Consider the following 21,943-nt stretch of genomic DNA (forward strand, 5'->3'; position numbering starts at 1 on the left):
GCGGAGGGCCCGGATCCGGTTGTCGGACGGTGATCCAGGACTTGTCGCGGGTGGCAGCTGAGGGCACCCGCGACGCGAAAACAGAACAGTGTGTCACGGGAACATCGTGGCATTTCAGGGCGTTTTAGCCCGTACAGGGAGGCGGCATGACAGAGACGGCGAGCGGTCCGGCACGGAGTTCCCGCGCGAAGGGCACCAAGGCCACCAAGGGACTGCGTATCGAGCGCATCCACACCACCCCCGGCGTGCACCCGTACGACGAGGTGAGCTGGGAGCGCCGTGACGTCGTCATGACCAACTGGCGCGACGGCTCGGTCAACTTCGAGCAGCGTGGCGTCGAGTTCCCCGACTTCTGGTCGGTGAACGCGGTCAACATCGTCACCAGCAAGTACTTCCGCGGTGCCGTCGGCACCCCGCAGCGCGAGACCGGCCTCAAGCAGCTGATCGACCGCATCGTGAAGACGTACCGGAAGGCCGGTGAGGACCACAAGTACTTCGCCTCGCCCGCCGACGCCGAGATCTTCGAGCACGAGCTGGCGTACGCCCTCCTGCACCAGATCTTCAGCTTCAACAGCCCCGTCTGGTTCAACGTGGGTACCCCGCAGCCCCAGCAGGTCTCCGCCTGCTTCATCCTGTCCGTCGACGACTCCATGGAGTCGATCCTCGACTGGTACAAGGAAGAGGGCATGATCTTCAAGGGCGGCTCCGGTGCCGGCCTGAACCTGTCCCGCATCCGCTCCTCCAAGGAGCTCCTCTCCTCCGGTGGCAACGCCTCCGGCCCGGTCTCCTTCATGCGCGGCGCCGACGCCTCCGCCGGCACCATCAAGTCCGGCGGTGCCACCCGCCGCGCCGCCAAGATGGTCATCCTCGACGTCGACCACCCCGACATCGAGGACTTCATCGAGACCAAGGTCAAGGAGGAGGAGAAGATCCGCGCCCTGCGTGACGCGGGCTTCGACATGGACCTGGGCGGCGACGACATCACGTCGGTCCAGTACCAGAACGCCAACAACTCGGTCCGCGTGAACGACGAGTTCATGAAGGCGGTCGAGGCGGGCGGCCAGTTCGGTCTGCGCGCCCGGATGACCGGCGAGGTCATCGAGGAGGTCCAGGCCAAGAGCCTGTTCCGCAAGATGGCCGAGGCCGCCTGGGCCTGCGCCGACCCGGGCATCCAGTACGACGACACCATCAACCACTGGCACACCTGCCCGGAGTCCGGCCGGATCAACGGCTCGAACCCCTGCAGCGAGTACATGCACCTGGACAACACGTCCTGCAACCTCGCCTCGCTGAACCTGATGAAGTTCCTGAAGGACGACGGCAAGGGCAGCCAGTCCTTCGAGGTCGAGCGCTTCGCGAAGGTCGTCGAGCTCGTCATCACCGCGATGGACATCTCCATCTGCTTCGCGGACTTCCCGACCCAGAAGATCGGTGAGAACACCCGCGCGTTCCGTCAGCTCGGCATCGGCTACGCCAACCTCGGCGCCCTGCTGATGGCGACCGGCCACGCCTACGACTCCGACGGCGGCCGCGCCCTCGCCGGTGCCATCACCTCCCTGATGACCGGCACCGCCTACAAGCGCTCCGCCGAACTCGCCGCGGTCGTCGGCCCGTACGACGGCTACGCCCGCAACGCCGACGCCCACAACCGCGTCATGAAGCAGCACGCCGACGCCAACACCGTGGCCGTCCGCATGGACGACCTGGACACCCCGGTCTGGGCCGCCGCCACGGAGGCCTGGCAGGACGTGGTGCGCCTCGGCGAGAAGAACGGTTTCCGTAACTCCCAGGCGTCCGTCCTCGCCCCGACCGGCACCATCGGTCTCGCGATGTCCTGCGACACCACCGGCGTCGAGCCCGACCTCGCCCTGGTCAAGTTCAAGAAGCTGGTCGGCGGCGGCTCGATGCAGATCGTCAACGGCACGGTCCCGCAGGCCCTGCGCCGCCTGGGCTACCAGGAGGAGCAGATCGAGGCGATCGTCGCCCACATCGCCGAGAACGGCAATGTGATCGACGCCCCCGGCCTCAAGCACGAGCACTACGAGGTCTTCGACTGCGCCATGGGCGAGCGTGCCATCTCCCCGATGGGCCACGTCCGCATGATGGCCGCGATCCAGCCGTGGATCTCCGGCGCCATCTCCAAGACGGTCAACATGCCGGAGACGGCGACCGTCGAGGAGGTCGAGGAGATCTACTTCGAGGCCTGGAAGCTCGGCGTCAAGGCGCTCGCGATCTACCGCGACAACTGCAAGGTCGGCCAGCCGCTCTCCGCCAAGACCAAGGAGAAGGAGAAGGCCGAGGTCACCGAGAAGGCCGAGGCGACCATCCGCGAGACGGTCGAGAAGGTCATCGAGTACCGCCCGGTCCGCAAGCGCCTCCCGAAGGGTCGTCCCGGCATCACCACGTCCTTCACCGTCGGCGGTGCCGAGGGCTACATGACGGCCAACTCCTACCCGGACGACGGCCTGGGCGAGGTCTTCCTGAAGATGTCCAAGCAGGGCTCGACCCTCGCGGGCATGATGGACGCCTTCTCCATCGCGGTTTCCGTCGGCCTCCAGTACGGGGTGCCGCTGGAGACGTACGTCTCGAAGTTCACCAACATGCGCTTCGAGCCGGCAGGCATGACGGACGACCCGGACGTGCGGATGGCGCAGTCGATCGTCGACTACATCTTCCGCCGCCTGGCGCTGGACTTCCTGCCGTTCGAGACGCGCTCCGCGCTCGGCATCCACTCCGCCGAGGAGCGTCAGCGGCACCTGGAGACCGGTTCGTACGAGCCGTCCATCGACGATGACGACGTCGACGTCGAAGGTCTGGCCCAGTCCGCGCCGCGGGCCCAGGAGCTGAAGGCCGTGGCCGCCCCGAAGGTCGAGGTGGCCAAGCCCGCCCCGAAGCAGGCGCACACCAGCGCCGAGCTGGTGGAGATGCAGCTGGGCATCCAGGCCGACGCCCCGCTCTGCTTCTCCTGCGGTACGAAGATGCAGCGGGCCGGTTCCTGCTACATCTGCGAGGGCTGCGGCTCGACCAGCGGCTGCAGCTGACGAGTCGATGTGAGGTGAAGTAAGGGGCGCCGGCCATAGCCGGCGCCCCTTACCGTTTGCCTGGCACGGGCGGTGGTCCGCCGTCAGGGGCGGCCGAGTCCGCCCATCTCCCGGCTGAAGACCACCGGGTCGTCCTCGAACCCGTGCAGCCCGGGCCGGAAGCTCCAGTCGCCGGACCCGTCGCGCACGAACTCCGCGACGGTGGCCGCCGTCGCCCCGAGGACCGAGCCGAAGTCGTCCTCGGCCAGCACGTTGTAGCCCTCCCGGACGCGGACCGCCGGGTTCAGGACATTCACGAACGTCCGGTGCGTGGCCCGCTGCTGGATGACGACCCCGACGACCACGCGTGCGTACCGGCTGTCGAGACGGTCCAGTTCGAGCGTCATCACCTCGTCCCAGCCGAAGCCCTTGCCGTCCTGGCTGTCCCGGTTGAGGAAAATCGTGCCGTCGGGCGAACGGCTGTCGAAGTGCACCAGATAGGCCGGAGTTCCGTACGGGTCGGCCGCCGTGAACGTTCCGGCGATGACGTCGAGATCCGTGGGCGGCTGCCCGGAAGGGCTGGGATCCCACTTCACCGCGACCTCGACCTTGCGGATCGCCTTGCTGAAACCGCTCACCACGCGTCCCCTTCCCCCTAGAGGTCACTGCCCCAACTGATGGTTTGCCAAGGCTCTTTGTCCATCGTGCCACGCGCGCGGGGGCGCATGCGCGGGTGATCTCCGCCGGAGCGTGACCGACGCCACGCCTCATGGCCTTACGATGGCGCGGTGCTGGTCAAGTGGATTCGCTGCGCCGTGGTTGACCGCCGGGGCTTCGAGCGGGGGCAGCGGAAATGGGCGGGGCTTCTGGGGGAGCCGGGATTTCGGGGACAGGGCGGGGGCTGGAGTCGGCAGCGGCCGGGAGTGGCGCACATCTTCGCCTTCTGGGAGAGCCGTGCCTTCTACGACTCCTTCATGGCGCGTTCGCACGACCGCCTGGCCGCGTCCCAGTCCGGCACGTACAAGGACCAGCAGGTCAAGCTGTTCGAGTACCGGTTCGACGTGAAGACCGGCTTCGAACCGCGATTCACGGACAGCGACCTGGTCCGGGTGGCCCACTGCCGGGTGCACGAGGAGCGGGTCGAACACTTCACGCTCATGCAGGAGAAGGTCTGGAACCCGGCGATGGCCGGCTCGCCCGGCATGATCCGCGGCATGTTCGCAGAGGCGCCGGAGCACGAGTTCATGATCCTTTCGATGTGGCGGTCGGCCGCCGAGCACGGCAAGTACCGCACCGAACGGGTGGAGCGGCTGGCGTTGCGAGCCCAGACGGAGGCCGACATCGCGGCCCTCACGGGCGACATCGTGGAGCTCGAACCGAGCTGGATCGTTTGAAAATCAAACCCTTAATGTGTGTGACCTACGCTGTATGAGGCCCATCCGGGTGCTCGATTATTCGTCACTCGATCTAGGGTTTTGGCATGGCACGACCACGGCGCATCGTCCTTGTCCGGCACGGCGAGTCAACCGGCAATGTCGACGACTCCGTGTATGAGCGGGAACCCGACCACGCGCTGGCCCTGACCGAGCGGGGCTGGCGACAGGCCGAAGAGACCGGAAAGCGCGTCCGGGAGATCTTCGGCCAGGAGCGCGTCAGCGTGTACGTCTCCCCCTACCGCCGTACGCACGAGACCCTCCGCGCCTTCCACCTCGACCCGGACCTCATACGCGTGCGCGAGGAGCCCCGGCTGCGCGAGCAGGACTGGGGAAACTGGCAGGACCGTGACGACGTGCGGCTGCAGAAGGCGTACCGGGACGCGTACGGACACTTCTTCTTCCGCTTCCCGCAGGGTGAGTCCGGGGCCGACGTGTACGACCGCGTCGGAGGCTTCCTGGAGAGTCTGTTCCGCAGCTTCGAGGCGCCGGACCACCCGCCCAACGTGCTCCTGGTGACCCACGGCCTGGCGATGCGGCTGTTCTGCATGCGCTGGTTCCACTGGACGGTCGCGGAGTTCGAGTCGCTCTCGAACCCGGGGAACGCCGAGATGCGGATGCTCGTTCTCGGGGACGACGGCAAGTACACGCTCAACCAGCCGTTCGACCGCTGGCGGGACCCGGAGCCCTACTGGATGAGCGGCTAGGCTGGCCGCGATGACCTCCTCCTTCGATTCCCCGACCCCGGGGCGCCTGGAGCGCGCCCTGGCCAGCCTGCGCGGACTCTCGGTCGGCGACGCGCTGGGCTCGCAGTTCTTCGTGCCGGCGAACTACCCGCTGCTGAAGCGGCGGGAGCTGCCTCCGGCTCCCTGGCAGTGGACCGACGACACCGAGATGGCGTGCTCCGTCGTCGCCGTCCTGGCCGCCCACCAGCGCATCGACCAGGATGCACTGGCCCACTCCTTCGCCGCCCACCACGACTTCGACCGCGGCTACGGCCCCGCCGTCAACCGCCTGCTGCGCCTCGTCCGCGAGGGCGGCGACTGGCGCGAGCTGGCCGCCGGGCTCTTCGACGGGCGGGGATCCTGGGGCAACGGCGCGGCGATGCGGATCGCACCCCTGGGTGCCTGGTACGCGGACGATCCGGAGCAGGCCACGCACCAGGCCGAGATCTCCGCGTACCCCACGCACCAGCACCGGGAGGCCGTGGTCGGCGCCATGGCCGTGGCGGCCGCGGCGGCGCTGGCAGCCGCGCCCGGGGGCCCGCCGAGCCCCGAGGCGCTCCTCGACGGGGTGGTCTCCCTCGTCCCCAAGAGCGCCGTCGGCCAGGGCCTGCGGCGCGCCCGCGACATGCTCGACTACGCCGACGCGGGCACCGTCGCGGCCGTCCTGGGCTGCGGACGGCGTACGACCGCCCATGACACCGTCCCCTTCGCGCTCTGGTCCGCGGCACGCGCCCTCGGCGACTACGAGACGGCGTTCTGGACGACCGCGCAGGTGGGTGGCGACGTGGACACCACCTGCGCCATCGTGGGCGGCGTGCTCGCGGGCGGCAGGGCGGGCGCGCCGCCTACCGCATGGGCGGAGCGGGCGGAGGCGCTGCCGGAATGGGTGCCGGCGGGGACGGGAACCGGCGTCGCCGGCTGAACGACTGAGCTCCGGCTCGGATGCCGAGACGAAGCGGTTCGACGCCCTTCGCGGCCGGCTCGTGCGGGAAGCCGCGAGGCCGTACCGTCCCGGAGGCATACGACGAGGCGGGGCGCTGCCGTCCAGGGGCGGGGCCGGTGTCCGAGGACCGTCGAGGTGTGCCGTGGCGGAGCCTTGTCGGTCCCGGCCCGACCCCGCCCCGATGATGCGTGGTCCAAGTCGAATCCCGCGGTCCATAAGGAAACTCTCCGTGCCTGGTGGGAACTCTGCGTGACCGTCAGGCGTTTTCCCCGTAGCCGCCCCCCTGGGCGCATGAGCCGGCAGGCAGGCGGGAGGCGTGGTCGCGGGGAGGTGTCGGTCGTGTGGGTCGGGTTGGCTCTTCCGGCGGTGTGCGCCGTGCTGATGACCGCGGCGCTGATGACCGCGGCGCTGACGGCCGCGATGCGGTCGACCGGACCTCTGCCTCTGCCGTCTGTCCCCTGGCGGAGGTCCGGCCGTCCGCGGCTGCGGCTCCGCGCGGACCCGGTGGGGTCAGCCCAACCCCGGGCCCGCCGTGCCGGCGAGGGCTTCGAGGTCGCTCTTGCGGACCTTGATCACCAGCCAGGCGGTGAGCAGCCCGAGCCCGGCCATGGCGGCGGCGGGGACGAACGCGGTCGAGATGCCGTGCGCGAGCACCTCGTGTCCCCACGGCGCGGGCAGCTGATGCGTCTTGGTGAACTCCGCCTTCTGCTCCGGCGAACCGCCTGCGAGGAACTTCGGCAGCTGCTTCTTCGCCTCGTCCTTGCTGGCCGAGCCGAACACCGTGGTCAGGATGGACAGCCCCAGCGAACCGCCCACCTGCTGCATGGCGTTGAGCAGCCCGGAAGCCGCTCCGGCCTCGTGCGGGGCGACGCCGGAGACCGCGGTGACGGTCGCCGTCACGAAGTTCAGCCCCATGCCGAAACCGAAGACCAGCATGGGCCCGAGGACCCCACCGAGATAGGAGCTGTCGGGCTTGATGAACGTCTGCCAGGTGAGCCCGACGACCACGAGCGCCGAACCCGTCATCATGAACGGCTTCGGACCCAGGACGGGCAGGAACCGCTGCGAGAGCCCGGCGCCGACGGCGATGGCCGCCGTCACGGGCAGGAAGGCCAGACCGGCCCTGATCGGGCTGTAGCCCAGCACGTTCTGCACGAACAGCACGATGTAGAAGAACATGCCGAACATCGCGGCGGCCAGGCTGAGCATGATCACGTAGGTGCCGGAGCGGTTGCGGTCGGCGAACATCCTCAGCGGGGTGATGGGCTCCTTCGCCCGGGTCTCGATGAAGACGAAGGCGAGCAGCAGGACCACCGCGGCGGCGAACGACCCGAGTGTCAGACCGTCTCGCCAGCCCTTCTCGGAAGCCCGGATGAAGCCGTAGACCAGGGCGGCCATGCCGAGGGTGGAGGTCAGCGCGCCCGCGATGTCGAACCGTCCGGGGTGCCGTTCGGACTCGTTGATGTACTGCGGCGTGAGGGCGGCGATCAGCAGCCCGATCGGTACGTTGACGAAGAGCACCCAGCGCCAGTCGAGCCAGTCGGTGAGCATGCCGCCGGCCAGCAGACCGATGGCTCCGCCGCCCGCGGAGACCGCGGCGAACACGCCGAACGCCCGGTTCCGCTCCGGACCTTCGGGGAACGTCGTGGTGATCAGCGCCAGCGAGGTCGGCGACGCGATCGCGCCGCCGACACCCTGGAGGGCGCGGGCAGCCAGCAACTGCCAGGGTTCCTGGGCGAGACCGCCGAGGAGCGAGGCGAAGGTGAACAGCAGGATGCCGGTCATGAACACCCGGCGCCGGCCGAGGATGTCGCCGGCCCGCGCGCCGAGGAGCAGCAGGCCGCCGAAGGTGAGGGTGTAGGCGCTGACCACCCACGTGAGGTCCGTGGTACTGAACTTGAGCGCCTCTTGAATGTGCGGGAGCGCGATGTTCACAATCGTCGCATCAAGTACCACCATGAGCTGGCAGGCGGCAATCACGGTGAGCGCGATGCCGGGGCGTCCCTGCCGGCGGGCCGCACCTGGTTTCTGGTCCGGTATCAGTTGAGAGGTTGTCACTATGGATCCCCCACGAAGGTGTTAGTGAACGCCAGCGTTCACTGTCGCGTCAACGGTAGTGAGTCCTCGGTAGAGAACGCAAGCGTTCACTTAATTGCGCGTCGCGCGCCGCGTCCCCCTTTGTCGTCGCGCGCCGCGTCCCCCGCTTCGGAATCCCCGCTTCCCCTCGCTCGCTGGAGAAACTCAGATGGTTACCTCGCGCTGGACCGCCGCAGCTCCGCAGGCGGCCTCCCCTCGTCGGCGCGGTGCGGTCCTCGAACGCGCGATCCTGGACGCCGCCTTGGAGCAGCTCAGCACTGTCGGCTGGAACGCCCTCACCATGGAGGGTGTCGCCGCCGGCGCCCAGACCGGGAAAGCGGCGGTCTACCGCCGCTGGCCCTCCAAGGAGGAACTGGTCGCCGACGCACTGCAGGCCGGCCTGCCATGTCTGGAGGAGGCCCCCGACCTCGGAAACGTGCGCGAGGACCTGTTGGCCCTGTGCCGGCAGACCCGGGACGCGATGTTCTCGCGCCCTGGCTTCGCGTTGCGGTCCGTGATTCACGAGTGCGATCCGCTGCAGGTCGAGCGGTTCCATGGCGTGATCTTCGACGGGGTGGTGGGGCCGACGATCCGGCTGATCGGTGACATCGTCGCCCGTGGCATTGAGCGGGGAGAGGTGCGTGCCGACGCGGTCAACGGCTATGTCCTCGACGCCATTCCGGCGATGATGATGTACCGCAACAAGATTTCCGGAAGCGAATGGAACGACCAGGAGATCGAGGAGATGATCGACCGGTTCATGCTTCCGCTGCTGCTGTCGCGCGGGGCGTGAGCCGCGGCTCCGTCGGCCCCTGGCGCGGTCCGGAAGGCCGGGGTGTCGCTCGGGGATCAGTGCGGCGTACCCTAAGGGCGCCATGCCGTACGAACCGCCTACTCACACCGTCGAGCGCTCCCTTCGCGCCACGACCGGAGCCAAGGTCATTGCCGGTGTCGACGAGGTGGGGCGCGGCGCCTGGGCCGGGCCCGTCACCGTCTGTGCCGCGGTCACCGGTCTTCGCCGACCGCCCGTGGGCCTCACCGACTCCAAGCTGCTGACCGTCAAGCGCCGTACGGAACTTGCCGAGGCGCTGCGGGGGTGGGTCACGGCCTACGCCCTGGGGCACGCCTCGCCGGAGGAGATCGACGACCTCGGGATGACGGCCGCCCTGCGACTCGCGGCGGTCCGTGCCCTGGAGACCTTGCCGGTGCGTCCCGACGCGGTCATCCTCGACGGGAAGCACGACTACCTCGGTACCCCGTGGCGGGTGCGCACGGTCATCAAGGGTGACCGATCGTGTGTGGCGGTGGCCGCCGCCTCGGTGATCGCCAAAGTTCAGCGCGACAAAATGATGGCCGAACTGGGTATCGACCATGCAGACTTCGGATTTGCGGACAATGCCGGGTACCCGTCGCCCGTGCACAAGGCCGCACTGGAGGAGCGGGGCCCCACCCCGTACCACCGGTTGTCGTGGGCGTATCTTGATGCGCTGCCCCAGTGGCGGCACCTCAAGAAGGTCCGCAGCTGGGCGGAGGGAAGCGTTCCGGAGATCGAGGGTCAGCTCGGCTTCGATTTCTGACCTTCCGGTCGCACAGTTGTGCCACCCGGTTCACGTGACCAGCACCAACGTTTGATAAATATCAGCTCATGCCTCTCATTCCCGAGGAGCCTCAGATTCACGAGAGTGCCCAGGGTCCCCGCGCCACTCCGGCCAGTGGCCGTACCGCGCCGACCCCTCGTCCCGTACCCGGCCCCCGCCCCGCGGCTCCGTCGCGTCCCGGTCGTCCCGGCCCTCTGCGGCCCACGCCGCCGGTGCAGCGCACACCGCGTGACGTGGCCGCGCCAGGCCAGTCCGGCCCGGCCGTCCCCGCCGCGGCAGCGGCGGCCCCGCAGATCCAGCTGATCCCGGCCTCGCTCGAGAGCGCTCTCGACGCGGCCGAGGAAGCAGTGGACCTGCTCCTCGAATCGGGTCGTGCCCCCGGCGACGTGCTGGTGATCACCACCGGCGCACAGCATCCGTGGGCCGACCACGAGCTGTCCTTCGGCGAAGCCTCCTACTGGGCCCAGCACGACGCGGGCGACGACGTCTTCTACGCGGACGCCGCCGTCGCCTCCCGTGCCGGGACCCGCCCGGTGGTCGTCGTAGCGGTCAACGGCGGCCCCGACACCGTCGCCGCCACCGCCCTGCCGCTGGCCCTCTCCCGGGCCGGCGCCCTGCTGATCGTCTGCGGCGACCCGCAGCGCATCAACGCGGTGCTGGGCGCAGGCGTCTGAGCTGCCTCCGGCACCTCGGGGACTCCGGAGGTACCGAAGGAGCCACGGTGGTGACTCGCACGGTGGTGCCTTCGGCATGCCCGGACGACGGGCGGGAGCCGCTGCCCGTCGTGGCGCGGTAGTTCGGCGAACGGAGGATCTGGAGCCCGGGGGCCGGGCCGGATCCGTCGGGTGACCGGACGGCGGGAGGGCGGGACGTCCGCTCCGGAGCGGAGCGCGGCGTGACCGCCGAGCACCCCGTACGGCTTCTTCAGGTCGCTGCCGTGCCCGGCGGGGTGTGCCCGCCCGTGCCCCCCTGCGGGGCCGGGGTTCAGCGGGCGGCCGCGCGGCGCAGTACCTCGGAGGCGGCGCCTCCGGTACGCGGCGAAAGGGGCGGGGCCTCTGACAGGGCGAAGGGTTCGGGAGGCGAGTCCGCGTTGGGACGCCGTCCGCCGCGCCCCTCGCCGAGCACCTGCCAGCCGTCGTGGGTCAGCGTGATGTAGGCCCCGCAGCGCAGCCCGTGCAGGGTGCAGGCGTCCCGCAGCCCCCACATCCAGGCACCGTCCTCCTCCGTCCAACGCGCGTCCCCCTCGCGGCAGTAGAGCAGAACGGCGGTCCGCACCGGGGTGCGGCGGCGCAGATCGTGCGGGATGACCCGGCGCAACTGGGCCAGCAGCGCGTTGCGGAACATCCAGCCGTCGGCCGGGGCCGAGCGTCGGTCGAAGGAGGCGCTGGCACACAGCCGTTCCTCCGGATCGAGGACGGCGACGACCGCGGTGCCCGGACGGGGGTGATGCCGGGTGTGCAGACCGCTGACGACCTCGCGCGGGTTGCGCAGCAGCGGTATTCCGGCGTCGGCCCACTCCGCGGGCTCGAGCAGACGACTGGCGGAAGCGGCGGACGCGGACGTCGACAGTGATGCCGCCGAGGACGGAGCGAATCCGAAGGTCACGTTCCTCCCTTCGGCTACGCGCCCACACTGGGGGCGAGATCGGATTCGGGGCCGCGCGCACCGCAGCAAAGCCCAACCGGATCACGGACGAGCCGTGCGGGGAGCGGACCTCAATTCTTGCTGTCGAACTTGGATGCGGCAACGAGCAAATGGGGCCACCGACTGTTATCTGGTGGTGCGTGGCTTATATCCCTACCCGTTGAGGTGCCCGGCGACCCCTGGGACGTTCGAGCGCGGCACGCGCGTACGCCGCACCCGCCGCCGTGTTCGAACGGCGGCGGGCCGGTCAGCCCTGAACGGCGAGGACCAGCGGCAGCACCCCCCGCGCCCCGGACCTGCGGAGCATGCGCGCCGCCACCGCCAGGGTCCAGCCGGTCTCGGTGAAGTCGTCCACCAGCAGGACCGGTCCCTGGACCTCGGCGAGGGCGGTGGCGAGACCGGGCGGCAGGGTCAGCGCACCGTCGAGGGCCTTCAGCCGCTGGGCACTGTTGCTGCGCGGGACCCGGGACGCCTCGCCCGCGTACTCGACGGAACCCAGCAGGGGAAGCCTGCCGACCTCCGCGATGCGCGCGCCCAGGGAGTGAACCAGCCGGGGCCTGGAGCGCGAGGCGACGGTGACGACGCCCACCGGACGCGGCTGCTGCTCGGCCGCACCCGGGGCCCAGCCGCCGGGCCCCTTCGCCCAGTCGGCCAGCACCTCCACCACGGCACGGGCGACATCGTCCGGCACAGGCGCGTCCGGGGCCTGGGAAGCAAGCAGAGGTCGTAGCCGATTCCCCCAGCCGATGTCCGACAACCGTCCCAAGGCCCGGCCCGCCGAAGCCTGTTCACCGGCCGGAATGCGTCCCTTGAGATCGATGCCGATCGCCGGCAGTCCGGTCGGCCACATCCGGCGGGGCTCCACCTCGACGCCAGCGCGCCCCAGGTCGACCCGCGCGGCGTCCAGCGCGGCCGAGGTGGTGTCGGCCGTGAAGCGGGGCCGCGCGCAGTTGTCGCAGCGGCCGCAGGGCTTCGCGCCCTCGTCGTCCAGCTGGCGCTGCAGAAACTCCATCCGGCAGTCCGCCGTGGCCGCGTACTCGCGCATCGCCTGCTGCTCGGCCTCGCGCTGCCTGGCCACCCAGGCGTACCGGTCCGCGTCGTACGTCCACGGCTGCCCGGTCGCGACCCAGCCGCCCTTGACCCGCCTGACCGCGCCGTCCACGTCGAGGACCTTCAGCATGGACTCCAGCCGGGAGCGGCGCAGCTCCACCTGCGGCTCCAGAGCGGGCAGCGACACGGGGCCGCCGGCCCGGGAGAGAACGTCCAGGGTGCGGCGCACCAGGTCCTCCGACGGGAAGGCGAGCGAGGCGAAGTAGTCCCAGATCGCCTCGTCCTCTCTGCCCGGCAGCAGCAGCACCTCGGCGTGCTCGACACCGCGGCCCGCGCGGCCCACCTGCTGGTAGTAGGCGATGGGGGAGGAGGGCGAGCCGAGGTGCACCACGAACCCGAGGTCGGGCTTGTCGAAGCCCATGCCGAGCGCGGAGGTGGCGATCAGCGCCTTTACCCGGTTGCCGAGCAGGTCGTCCTCGGCCTGCTGCCGGTCGGCGTTCTCCGTCTTCCCCGTGTACGAGGCCACGGTGTGCCCGCGCTGCCGAAGGAACGCGGTGACCTCCTCGGCGGCGGCCACGGTGAGCGTGTAGACGATGCCGGACCCCGGCAGTTCGTCCAGGTGATCCGCGAGCCAGGCCATGCGGTGCGCGGCGTCCGGCAGCCGCAGCACGTTCAGGCTGAGGCTCTCCCGGTCCAGCGGGCCGCGCAGCACGAGCGCGTCCGAGGTGCCGCCGGTGCCGAGCTGCTCGGCCACGTCGGCGGTCACGCGCGCGTTGGCCGTGGCGGTGGTCGCCAGCACCGGCACGCCTGGCGGCAGGTCGGCCAGCATGGTGCGCAGCCGCCGGTAGTCAGGCCGGAAGTCGTGGCCCCAGTCGGAGATGCAGTGGGCCTCGTCCACCACGAGCAGTCCGGTCGCCGCGGCCAGCTTGGGCAGGACCTGGTCGCGGAAGTCCGGGTTGTTGAGCCGCTCCGGGGACACGAGGAGGACGTCGACCTCACCGGCCGCGATCTCCGCCTGAATCGACTCCCACTCCTCCGTGTTGGACGAGTTGATGGTGCGCGCGTGAATACCGGCCCGGGCCGCGGACTCCACCTGGTTGCGCATGAGCGCCAGCAGCGGGGAGACGATCACCGTCGGCCCTGCGCCCGAGGCTCGCAGCAGCGAGGTCGCCACGAAGTACACCGCGGACTTGCCCCAGCCCGTGCGCTGGACGACCAGGGCCCGGCGCCGGTCCGCGACCAGCGCCTCGATCGCCCGCCACTGGTCCTCGCGCAGCCGGGCGGCGCCCGTGTCGTCCCCGACGAGACGGGCGAGGACGGCGTCCGCCCGGGCCCGGAGTTCCGCGTTGCTCGTGTGCTCCATGCGTCCCATACAACAGGACGGGACCGACAGCCGGGCGGGCCTGTGGATACCGGAGACGGCTTTGTCGTGTCCCTGATTCGACTTATCCACAGGCCCAACCGGAATCACAAGATCCGCGAGATCGTCTGCGCATGACGAATCACAGCGAAACCACCGGACCCTCCGAAAACGACGACATCGCCCGAGGTGCGGTCCCCCTCGGGCCATCCGCCCACGACACCCAGGTCACCCAGGTCACCCTGCGCACCCCGGCCGAACTGGCCGACGCGCTGCCCTATCTGCTGGGGTACCGCCCCGAGGACAGCATGGTGCTGGTGGCCCTGCACGACCGCGTCGGCCGCGGCCGCTTCGGCGGACGGGCCCGGCTCGGCATCCCCGCGAACAAGGACGACTGGGAGTCGGCCGCGCGCCAGCTCGCACAGGGCCTGGTGACCGGCGGCGAGCGCCGCGGAGCCCGGCCCGAGCAGATGGTCGCCTACGTCTGTCAGGAACCGGCGCGCGGCGAATCGGGCCGGGACGTGATGCACCGCCTCGCGCCGCTCACCCAGCTGCTGCGTATTGAGTGCGGTCGGCTCGACGTGCCCGTCATCGAGGCACTGTGCGTCTCGGACGGCCGCTTCTGGTCGTACTGCTGCCCGACCGAGGAATGCTGTCCGCCCGAGGGCGCCCCCATGGGCCTGCCCGGCACCTCGGTGCTCGCGGCCGCCGCCACCTACGCCGGGATCCAGGTCCGCGGCAGCCTGCGCGAGCTGCGGGCCCGGCTGCTCCCCTGGGAGACCGGCCCCGTGCTGGAGCAGGAGATCGCGCTGGACAGCGCCGGCATGGCACTGGTGCCCCGCATCCTCGACGACGCGTTCCGCGCGGACGTGGCCGAGGAGACCCTCGCCCTGGCCGAGCGGCTCATCGTCAGGTACGCCGCCGCCACCCCCGTGTCCGGCACCCACCAGGCGGATGCCCGCGACGACGCCCTGCTCTCCCACGACGAGGCCGCGACGCTGATTCTCGGACTGCAGGACCGCGTGACCCGCGACCGTGCGGCCGCCTGGATGGAGGGCGACGAGGCGGGACCGGCCCTGCGCCTGTGGCGAGCACTGGCCCGTCGCTGCGTCGGCCCGTACGGCGAACACGCCGCCGCTCCCCTCACGCTGGCGGGCTGGGTCGCGTGGTCGGCCGGTGACGACCTGGAGGCAAGGGAGGCCTTCGCGATGGCTCTGGGCGCGGACCCCGACTACCTCTTCGCCAAGCTGCTTCATCAGGCCTGCAACGAGGGACTGGACCCGGAGTCGATCCGCCGCTGCCTGCGGACGGAACGCACCGAACGCACCGACCGCACCGAACGAACGGAACTCGCGGACCGCACCGAACGAACGGAACTCGGGGACCGCACCGACCGCGTGCCGGCGGACGGCACCGCAGCGGTCGGTGACGCCGGTCCGCCTCACCGCGATGTCGACGATTCGTCAGCCGCTGCTTCCGGCACCCGCCGTGGCCGCCATCCACGCACCGGGGACACCGCCGACGACCGACGGCCGCGGCCGGCCGGAACCCGGCCGCGACAGGTGCGCTCGGGGCACACCCGGCCCGGCGCCGGCAGGCCGGCCGGCACGCGCACACGTGCGGTGGAGAAGGTGGAGCGGAGTGGGACAGGCGGCAGCCGAGCCGATCAGGAGGGCGGCCGATCCGGGCGCGGACGCAACGAGGGGGACGAATGAACGGGGGACCGTCATGGGCGGCAGCCAGCCGGACCTGGGCCGGTGATGTCGGGGGCTGGGGCCGGAGCCTGCTCGCCGGAGGGGCGCGGCACCGTGACCACCCGCCCTCCGGCAGGCGCCGTATCGGCCTGCCGGACCGGGGTGTTCTCAGCCACGGGCGCAGGCCGACCGGTCCGTATGACGCAGCACCGCACGGACATCCGTTCGGCTTCGGCGGGCGGGGGCGTGACCAGGAGGAGTCCGTCTCCGTTCACCTGAGTGGCGGAACGCCTGGACGGGCGGTGCCGCCGTCCGTCCCCGGTCCCCCCGGAGCCCTCCGTCCGACGCCCGGCACATCACAGGCGCACAGCGCACAGAAGAAGCCCTCCCATGCATCAGCCGACTCCGTCCTCCACCGCCACCGACAACCGCCGCCTGCGGGACGGCCCGCCCTGGCCGCCGCCGGCGGAAAGCGGTCAGGGCCACGCGCAGCCACGCGGCCGGGCACCCCGGCCCACCCCCGCCCGACCGGCTCCCCCGGGCACGGGGCGCGTCGGCGGGCTGCCGCCCACGCACACCGCCCTGATCTGCGTCGCGCTGCCCGGCCTCGCCATCTCCACGGAACACGGTCAGTTGACCGGCCAGGGCCTGGAAGGGTTCTACCGCGCGGGCCGGCGGCTGCTCGCGCGCTGCCAGGTCCGTGTCGCAGGCCGCGAACCGCTCGCCGTGCAGGCCCGGATGACGGGGGCGGACTCCGCCCGCTTCGTCGGTACGCTCCGGGTCTCCCCGGCCGCGGGCCCGGATCCGGACGTCGTCGTGGAGCGGATCCGGCACGCCGACGGCACGGAACGCATCACCTTGCGCAACTGCGCACCCCACCCACTGCGCCTGCCTCTGGAGGCGGCCCTCGGCACGGACCTGGCCGACCTGGGCGCCATCGCCTCCGGCATCCCGGGACCCGAACTCCCGGCCAGCGTCCACGACTCCGGCCTCCGCTGGACCACCCCCACCGGCAACGCGTCGGTCACGGCGGACCCGCCACCCGCCGACGCGCTGGCCTCGGCGGGACTGCTGCGCTGGGAGTTCGAACTGCCGCCGGGCGGAACGGCGAGCGTGGAGCTGCGGGTGCGCCCGGACGGCGCGAGTCCCCTGCGCGCCGTCGGACGCGTCGCGACCAGCCCGCTGGCACCGGCCAGAGCCACGGGCGACGATCCGAGGGCCAGGGCCTTGCTCAGGGCGAGCATCGACGACCTCCAGGCGCTGCTGCTCCGCGACCCCGCGCACCCCACCGACAGCTATCTCGCCGCCGGGACGCCCTGGCGCTGTGGTCTGGCCCCGGCCGAGGCACTGGCCGCCGCCCGGATGACCCTGCCCCTCGGCACCCGTCTCGCCGCCGGCACACTGCGCACCCTGGCCCGCACCCAGCTCCGCGGTCCGGGACCGCGGACCGGCATGATCCCCGGCCCACGCCGCGACGCCGGAGCACACCTGCCACCAGGCTGCACGGGGACGGAGGCCACCCTGCTCTTCCCCGTCCTGCTGTCGGAGGCCCGCCGCTGGGGGCTCCCGGAACAGGAGACGCGGGAACTGCTGCCCGCCGCCGAGCGCTGCCTGGCCTGGCTGCGCACCACGGTGGGCGACCGGACCTACCTCTGTGACCCGGAGCTCGGCGGCCCCGCGCGTGGCGAGATTCAGGCCCACGCCCACCGGGCCGCTCTGCTCGGTGCCGACCTCCTCGACGCCTGCGGCCGGCCCGGAAGTGCCGGGCTGCGGCAGTGGGCGGCGGAGCTGCGGAAGGCGTTCCGGGCGGACTTCTGGGTCGAGGACCGGGGCGGCGGCCGTCCCGCGGTGGCCCTGACCCCGGACGGCCGCCCGCTGACCCACCTCGGCTCCACCGCCGTCCACCTTCTCGACACCGGCCTGCTCGGTGCGGGCGAACTCGCCGTCGGCCTGCTCGACAAGGTACAGACCGAGCAGCTCGCCCGGCTGCTCGGCGGACCGGCCATGGACTCGGGGTGGGGGTTGCGCGGCCTGGGAGCCAAGGAGCCGGGACACAGCCCGTTCGGACATCGGTCCGGCGCCGTACGGGTGCAGGAGACGGCTCTCGCCGTCGCCGGGCTGGCCGCCGCGGGTTACGAGAAGGAGGCGGGCGGACTGCTGCACGGTCTGCTGGCGGCGGCCGAGCACTTCGGTCACCGGTTGCCGGAGATGTTCGCCGGAGAGCAGCGCTGCGAGGGGAGTGCTCCCCTTCCGCACCCCGCGGCCTGCCGTCCGGCGGCCACGGCCGCTGCTGCCGGGATCCTGCTCCTCACCACGCTCGTCGGCATCCGCCCCGACGCCCCGGCAGGTACCGTCACCCTCCGCCCGGTCCACAGCGCACCCCTGGGCGAACTCGGCCTGACCGGGCTGCGGGTAGCCGGTGCGCCTTTCTCGGTCCGGGTCAGCCGGCTCGGCCTGGCCATGGTCGAGGAGGCCGCGGACGGCCTGCAGCTAGGGGTGTGAGCTCCTGCCCGGAGAAGGGTGAGCCCTCACGACGCCCCGGCCGCGGCGAAAGGACGACCGAGCCGAGAACGCGTGCCGGAACGAAGCGGAGGGTGCGCACCGGAGCGAAGTGGATCAGCCGTCGGAGTGCGTACCGAAGGGAGTGTTTATCGTCAGGCAGACGACTATGATCACCGCATGCCCTACGACCCGTCAGCCTTTCCGCCGTTCGCCGTCACCGTGGACCTGGTCGTGCTGACCGTGCGCCGACATGCCTTGTGCGCGTTGGCGGTACGCAGAGGCGAGTCGCCGTTCCAGGGGCGCTGGGCGCTGCCGGGCGGCTTCGTGAGGGCCGACGAGGACCTCTCGCAGGCGGCGGCGCGGGAACTCGCGGAGGAGACCGGGTTGCGGGCCCACGACCCCGACGCCCCCGCCCAGGAGGGCGGAGCCCACCTGGAGCAGCTGGCGACCTACGGCGACCCCAAGCGCGATCCCCGGATGCGTGTGGTCAGCGTCGCCCACCTCGCCCTCGCCCCCGACCTCCCCGCACCGCGCGCGGGCGGCGACGCCAGCAACGCGCGCTGGGCGCCGGTGGAGGAACTGCTCGCGCAGGGCGGCTACGGCCGGGACGGCGAGCCCGTCGCGCCACTTGCCTTCGACCACGCCCAGATTCTGTCCGACGGGGTGGAACGGGCTCGGTCCAAGATCGAGTATTCGTCCCTGGCCACCGCGTTCTGCCCGCCCGAGTTCACGGTCGGCGAGTTGCGCCGGGTCTACGAGGCGGTGTGGGGGGTGGCGCTCGACCCGCGCAACTTCCACCGCAAGGTGACGGGAACACCCGGCTTCCTCGTCCCCACCGGCGGTACGACCACCCGCCAGGGCGGCCGTCCGGCCCAGCTTTTCCGGGCCGGCGGGGCCACTCTGCTCAACCCGCCGATGCTCCGTCCCGAGGTGTGACCGTCCGACAGCGCGAACTCGGGCAGGGTTAAACCCTTCTATACCCGGAAAAACGGTCATTCCGCGCTATCTTCCCTAAGGTGATCCAGGCCTTCGGACTGACCAGCAACCCCCGCAAGGCGCACCCGCCCGCCGTCGACGACGTGACCTTCGAGGCGGGCGCGGGCCGCGTCACCGCGCTCCTGGGCGAGGCGGGCGCGGGCAAGACCACGACGCTCAGACTGATGCTCGAACTCCAACAGGGCCGCGGCCTCACCTACTTCAGGGGCCGCCCCCTGCACCGCATCGCCCACCCCTCGCGTGAGGTCGGCGTGCTCCTCGGCGATGTCCCCGGCCATCCGTCTCGCTCCGTCCGCGGCCATCTGCGCATGCTGTGCGCGGCGACCGGGGTGCCGGCCCGGCGCGCCGACGAAGTGCTCGAAGCGGTCGGGCTCGTCAGCCTGCGCGAGGAGCGCCTCGGCACGTTGTCCTACGGCATGGACCGCCGACTCGGTCTGGCCTGCGCCCTCCTCGCCGACCCGCACACTCTCGTCCTGGACGAACCCGCGGACGGCCTCCCCGCCCGTGAGGCCCAGTGGCTGCACCGCATGCTCCGGGCGCACGCGGCGCAGGGCGGCACGGTTCTGTTCACCACCGCCGACCCCAAGGAGGCCGCCCGCGCCGCCGACCGGGTCGTCACCCTGGAGTCCGGCAGGCTCGTCGCGGACCAGGAGGCCGGCGAGTTCGCCCGCACGCGGCTCCGCCCACGCGTGGCCGTCCGCAGCCCGCACGCCGCCCGGCTCGCCGCCGCCCTCACCAAGGAGGCCCGCGCCGCCCACCGCTCGGTGGAGGTCGTACGGGAAGGCGGCAACCGCCTCTCGGTGTACGGCAGTACGACCGCCGAGGTCGGCGAGACCGCCTTCCGCCACGGCATCCTGGTCCACCAACTCGCCGACGAGACCGGCGACATGGGGCCGGGAGCCGGGGCGGAGCCGCCGACGGGGGAGGCGCGGGGGACGGGAGCGGCGCCGGCGACGGTGCGGCAGGAGCCGGACCGCAGCGAGCCGACTACGGTCGACGAGATGCGGTCGGCGGGCGAGCGGCGATGTGCCGAGAGCGGGGGGGAACAGGCCGCGGTGGACGGTGCCCGGCCGGCGTATCCGCCGCGAGCCGAGGAGGCGCCTGTCGCCGGTCGGCAGGACGAGCCGCACATGGACCGATGCAAGGACGCGGACACGCCCGCGGTCGCACCACAACCGAGGACGGAGCTGGGCGGCCCGCAGCCCACGGCCGCCCCGGGCCTCGCACAGCAGCCGCGCATCGCCGACCAGGATCCGGGCCGGAGCCGGCCGACGGTCGCCACGGAACCCTCCGACACGGCGGACTCTCAGCTCCGCGCCTCCGCCGCAGGCTTCACCGACCACCCGGCCGTCACGTCTCTGCCCGCGACCCCGGACACGGAACGCTCCACCCACATGCGTCCCCCCGGCGAGTTGCCCGCTCCGGCAACGGCCAAGCCGTCGACCGCCCCCTCGCTCGCCAAGCCGTCGGCCTCCCTCGGCTCCGTCGAGCCCTCCGGTCATGCCGGGTCCACCAGGACAGCGCCCGCTGTCCCCGCCCAGCCGCCGGCCGCCACTTCCGCCCAGCCGCCGAGCCGCCCGGTGTCCGTCGAGGCCCTGACAGCCCAGCCGTCGGCTCACGCCGCACCGTCCGATGCCGCCACTGCCCACCTGTCGGCCCACGCCGCACCGTCCGAAGCCGTCACCGTCCAGCCGTGGGCTCACGCTGAGCCCGCCGGAGCCGTCACCGTCCAGCCGTCGCCCCACGCCGTACCCACCGGAGCCGCCACCGCTCAGCCGGCGGGCCGCGCGGTACCCGCCGAGGCTCCTCCGGCTCAGCCCTCGACGGACGCTGCAACCCTCGAATTCGTGAGCGATGAGCCGACGCTCCACACCGCATCCGCCGACGCTCCCGCAACCCAGCCGTCCGCCCATTCCGGACCCGCCGAATCCCCCACGGTCCGACTGGCCGCCGGACACGCGGAGCCGGAACCGGAACTCCGCAAGGCGCCGGCAGTCGGCACTGAGTCCGTCCCAGCGCCGGTCGGCCCCGCGCGCCGTGACGGAGGCGTCGACGAGCCGGACCCTCTCTCCCCGCTTCCGCCCCCCATCTCCGTCCGCCCCGCTCCCCGCCCCCTCCGTCCGCTGCGCTACGAACTCCGCCGGGCCGCCGGGATCGGTACCGGCTTCCTCACCTGCGGTGCCGTGCTGCTGGTGTCCGCCCTCACCGCCGTACTACTGGCCCGGGTGGGACACACCCCGCAGGCCCGGCTGTTCGCGGCCTGGCCGCGGGAACTGCCGCTGCCCCCGGCGGCGCTCGGCGCGGGACTGCTCGGGGCGCTGGCCTTCGGAGACGAGTTCCGTCACCCCGCGCTGGCGTCGGACCGCGGCACCGTGCCGCGACGGCTGGGGCTGCTCACCGCGAAACTGCTGGTCTCCGGAGCGACCGCGGTACTGCTCTCGTTCCTCACCCTGGGCTGTGATGCCGAAGTGCTCTACCTCGTCTACGGCCGGGAGCTCGCACAGGTTCCCGTCGACTGGATCTCACTGACCGCGAGTTGGTTCGCGCTGGTCGTCGGCTGTGCCTGGGCCGGTGTACTGGCGGCCGGTGTCTTCAGGTCCACCACGGCCGGTCTCGCCGCGGTGCTCGCCGTACCCGTGCTCGTCGTGCCCGCCGTACACAGGGCTGTGCAGGGTACGGGGGTACGGATGGCCGCCGGATTCCCGATGCGGATGCGGGAGATGTTCCTGCTGAAGTGGCCCTTCGGGGGAGAGCGTTATCTGGTCGGCGCGGTCCGGGTGCTGGCCCAACCCGTGGGCGGGGCACTGGCGTTGTCGCTGGTGGCGCTGCTCTGCGCGTATCTGTTCAGCACCCTGCGGGCGAGGGCCAGATGACCGCGGACCGGACGGTTGCGATCCCGTCC

15 protein-coding genes are annotated in these 21,943 nt (G+C 71.7%); 11 read left to right on the forward strand and 4 right to left on the reverse strand.

What is annotated here, in order from left to right; translation table 11 throughout:
• Positions 1–146 precede the first annotated feature (146 nt).
• Positions 147–3,041, forward strand: a complete 2,895-nt coding sequence (locus ACFY0P_RS19810) for a vitamin B12-dependent ribonucleotide reductase (protein WP_388914366.1) — start codon at positions 147–149, stop codon at positions 3,039–3,041.
• An 83-nt stretch (positions 3,042–3,124) separates the two neighbouring features.
• Here ACFY0P_RS19810 and ACFY0P_RS19815 read toward each other — a convergent pair whose 3' ends face one another.
• Positions 3,125–3,658, reverse strand: coding sequence for a TerD family protein (locus ACFY0P_RS19815; RefSeq protein ID WP_388914369.1), 534 nt, complete (start codon positions 3,656–3,658; stop codon positions 3,125–3,127).
• 150 nt (positions 3,659–3,808) lie between these two features.
• Between ACFY0P_RS19815 and ACFY0P_RS19820 the strand changes: the two genes are divergently transcribed.
• From ACFY0P_RS19820 to ACFY0P_RS19830, 3 genes are all read left to right on the forward strand, one after another.
• Positions 3,809–4,414 carry a YdbC family protein gene (locus ACFY0P_RS19820; protein ID WP_388914372.1) on the forward strand — a complete coding sequence of 202 codons (606 nt, stop codon included), beginning with the start codon at positions 3,809–3,811 and terminating at the stop codon, positions 4,412–4,414.
• Between the two features lie 86 nt (positions 4,415–4,500).
• Positions 4,501–5,160, forward strand: a complete 660-nt coding sequence (locus tag ACFY0P_RS19825; protein WP_388914374.1) for a histidine phosphatase family protein — start codon at positions 4,501–4,503, stop codon at positions 5,158–5,160.
• A 10-nt stretch (positions 5,161–5,170) separates the two neighbouring features.
• Complete coding sequence (locus ACFY0P_RS19830; RefSeq protein WP_388914377.1) at positions 5,171–6,100, forward strand: ADP-ribosylglycohydrolase family protein; 930 nt, start codon at positions 5,171–5,173, stop codon at positions 6,098–6,100.
• 531 nt (positions 6,101–6,631) lie between these two features.
• On the opposite strand, the gene ACFY0P_RS19835 is transcribed toward ACFY0P_RS19830, so the two are convergent.
• Positions 6,632–8,179, reverse strand: a complete 1,548-nt coding sequence (locus ACFY0P_RS19835) for an MFS transporter (protein WP_388914380.1) — start codon at positions 8,177–8,179, stop codon at positions 6,632–6,634.
• A 187-nt stretch (positions 8,180–8,366) separates the two neighbouring features.
• Between ACFY0P_RS19835 and ACFY0P_RS19840 the strand changes: the two genes are divergently transcribed.
• From ACFY0P_RS19840 to ACFY0P_RS19850, 3 genes are all read left to right on the forward strand, one after another.
• A complete protein-coding gene (locus tag ACFY0P_RS19840) occupies positions 8,367–8,990 on the forward strand; it encodes a TetR/AcrR family transcriptional regulator (protein WP_388914383.1) in 624 nt (207 codons plus the stop codon).
• Positions 8,991–9,072: 82 nt separating this feature from the next.
• Positions 9,073–9,774: a ribonuclease HII gene (locus ACFY0P_RS19845; RefSeq protein WP_388914386.1), complete on the forward strand. Its 702-nt coding sequence runs from the start codon at positions 9,073–9,075 to the stop codon at positions 9,772–9,774.
• A gap of 68 nt (positions 9,775–9,842) precedes the next feature.
• The gene (locus ACFY0P_RS19850; protein ID WP_388914390.1) at positions 9,843–10,469 is read left to right on the forward strand and encodes a hypothetical protein; all 627 of its coding nucleotides are present in this window, start codon (positions 9,843–9,845) and stop codon (positions 10,467–10,469) included.
• 310 nt (positions 10,470–10,779) lie between these two features.
• Here the strand turns inward: ACFY0P_RS19850 and ACFY0P_RS19855 are convergent, their stop codons facing one another.
• Together ACFY0P_RS19855 and ACFY0P_RS19860 are read right to left on the reverse strand one after the other, a co-directional pair.
• A complete protein-coding gene (locus ACFY0P_RS19855; RefSeq protein ID WP_388914392.1) occupies positions 10,780–11,400 on the reverse strand; it encodes a hypothetical protein in 621 nt (206 codons plus the stop codon).
• Positions 11,401–11,686: 286 nt separating this feature from the next.
• On the reverse strand, positions 11,687–13,852 hold the full coding sequence (locus ACFY0P_RS19860) for a RecQ family ATP-dependent DNA helicase (protein ID WP_388914395.1): 2,166 nt from the start codon (positions 13,850–13,852) through the stop codon (positions 11,687–11,689).
• A 131-nt stretch (positions 13,853–13,983) separates the two neighbouring features.
• Between ACFY0P_RS19860 and ACFY0P_RS19865 the strand changes: the two genes are divergently transcribed.
• The 4 genes from ACFY0P_RS19865 to ACFY0P_RS19880 all read left to right on the forward strand — a co-directional run bounded on the left by ACFY0P_RS19865 (position 13,984) and on the right by ACFY0P_RS19880 (position 21,914).
• Complete coding sequence (locus ACFY0P_RS19865) at positions 13,984–15,564, forward strand: DUF4192 family protein (RefSeq protein WP_388914397.1); 1,581 nt, start codon at positions 13,984–13,986, stop codon at positions 15,562–15,564.
• 369 nt (positions 15,565–15,933) lie between these two features.
• Positions 15,934–18,045 (forward strand): glycogen debranching N-terminal domain-containing protein, encoded by a 2,112-nt coding sequence (locus tag ACFY0P_RS19870; RefSeq protein WP_388914400.1) that lies wholly within the window; start codon positions 15,934–15,936, stop codon positions 18,043–18,045.
• A gap of 177 nt (positions 18,046–18,222) precedes the next feature.
• Positions 18,223–18,981: an NUDIX domain-containing protein gene (locus ACFY0P_RS19875; RefSeq protein WP_093498678.1), complete on the forward strand. Its 759-nt coding sequence runs from the start codon at positions 18,223–18,225 to the stop codon at positions 18,979–18,981.
• Between the two features lie 80 nt (positions 18,982–19,061).
• Complete coding sequence (locus ACFY0P_RS19880; protein ID WP_388914404.1) at positions 19,062–21,914, forward strand: ATP-binding cassette domain-containing protein; 2,853 nt, start codon at positions 19,062–19,064, stop codon at positions 21,912–21,914.
• Positions 21,915–21,943: the final 29 nt, after the last annotated feature.

It is taken from the genome of Streptomyces sp. NPDC001714 (genome assembly GCF_042892755.1).
Lineage (GTDB): Bacteria > Actinomycetota > Actinomycetes > Streptomycetales > Streptomycetaceae > Streptomyces.